The sequence below is a fragment of the Jiella pacifica genome (assembly GCF_010500815.1).
GTDB classification, from domain to species: Bacteria; Pseudomonadota; Alphaproteobacteria; order Rhizobiales; family Rhizobiaceae; genus Jiella; species Jiella pacifica.
Window position 1 is genome coordinate 1 of sequence record NZ_JAAAMG010000060.1, and the last position, 1,761, is coordinate 1,761.

Here is a 1,761-nt window from a genome sequence, read left to right on the forward strand (position 1 = left end):
TCTGAGGTGGTCCCGGTTTCCCGGCTCTTCCGCAGATTGTGTGGTCATGAGGCTTTGCGACTCTTTCTGACACCGCAGATGATGCGGTGGAGAAGGCATGCTTCAGATATCCATGGTTCCCGGCTGCCTCTGCGGTCGAATCCGGCGCGAAGGGCCGTCGGGATTATCCGTTTCTGCGCAGAGCCGGCGTAGCGGGGCAACATGCCCGGAATGTCAGCAGCGATCGACAATCATTCACGGGTACTATCACCGGCGTCCGTTGGATCTGCCCCTGATTGGTCGCCATGTCCGGCTCGATCTGCGGGTTCGGCGGTATGCCTGCCAGAACGCAAATTGCCGACGCCAAACTTTCGGAGAACGACTCCCGATGCTGATCGCGCCCTCGGCGCAACGGACCAAACGTCTGGCGAAGGCGCAGGCGAGGATCGGAGTGGCTCTCGGTGGCGCGGCAGGCAGCCGCCTTGCAGCGAAGATCGCCATGCCCGTGAGCGGCGACACGGTTCTGCGCCTGATCCGCCAGATGCCGCAGCCAGTCCTGCCGCCGGCCACGGTCATCGGTATTGACGACTGGGCCATGAAGAAGCGTTTGCGTTACGGCACGATCATCGTCGATCTCGAGCGACATTGCCCGATCGACCTCCTACCAGATCGTACGGCGGGAACGGTGACCGATTGGCTTCGCCAAAGGCCTGAGATCGAAATCGTCGCACGGGATCGCTCGACCGAATACCGTCGTGGGATCACGACGGGCGCTGCGAACGCCGTCCAGGTCGCCGATCGTTGGCATCTTCTCTCCAACATGCGGCAAATGGTCGAGCGATGGACTGCAGGCGCTCATGCGCGGCTTCGGAGTTTGCCGCCGCTCCAGAGCGTAGAGACGTCAGGAAAGGGCCGCACCAAGGCGTTTCCCCGCACGCGGTCGGACGCCACGAGTGCCGCCGATAGCCGAGGACGGCGCATGGCCCAGTATGAAGACATCCGCCGCCGCTATCTCGCGGGCGAGACGCTGATGGCGATGACCCGTTCGACCGGCCTGGCTCGAGCAACCGTGCGCAAGTTTGCTCATGCCGAAAGCTTTCCCGAACGCTCGGCTCGAGCGCCGCGGAGGAGCATCATCGACCCTTATCTGCCGATGCTCGAAGCGCGATTGGCAGAGGGCTGCGAGAACGGTCTTCGGCTTTGGCGTGAAGCCCGGGATCAGGGCTTTCCTGGAACGCCCAAGCAAATTCGGCGGTGGCTTCAGGATCGACGGACCGGCCTCTCGAAGTTCACCACGCATCGTAACGGCGATCATGCTCGACCGCAGCAAGCCCCGCAACCACCGTCCCTGCGTTCGCCTCAGCAACTCGCGTGGATGATCGTCAAGGCGCCCGAGACGAGATCGGTCGATGAAGTCGACGTGATCCGGCGGATCGGCCAGGACCGTGACGCCATCGTCCTGATCCATCTCGTCCGTCGATTTGTTGACCTCGTCCGCCGTGTCGGCACGAAAGCTCGCGATGCCGGCCCGGTCTTCGACACATGGCTTCTTGAAGCAAAAACGTGCGGCGTGCGTGCGATGGAAACCTTCGCCGCAGGGCTCGAACAGGACCGCAGCGCAGTCAACGCCGCTTTGCAAACCGGCTGGAGCAACGCGCAAACGGAAGGGCAGGTCACCAAGCTCAAACTGTTCAAGCGTTCAATGTACGGACGCGGAAACCTCGATCTCCTTCGCCGACGGTTCCTCATGGCATCATGAACCACACAATCTGCGGAAGAGCC

1 protein-coding gene is annotated in these 1,761 nt (G+C 62.5%); it reads left to right on the forward strand.

Annotated features, from left to right (window positions below):
• Positions 1–97: 97 nt before the first annotated feature.
• Positions 98–1,738 carry an ISL3 family transposase gene (locus tag GTK09_RS27020; protein ID WP_163466477.1) on the forward strand — a complete coding sequence of 547 codons (1,641 nt, stop codon included), beginning with the start codon at positions 98–100 and terminating at the stop codon, positions 1,736–1,738.
• Positions 1,739–1,761 lie beyond the last annotated feature (23 nt).

Excerpts from the sequence above, each read along its gene's own strand:
- GTK09_RS27020 (WP_163466477.1), top strand. The coding sequence starts at position 98 with ATGCTTCAGATATCCATGGTTCCCGGCTGCCTCTGCGGTCGAATCCGG.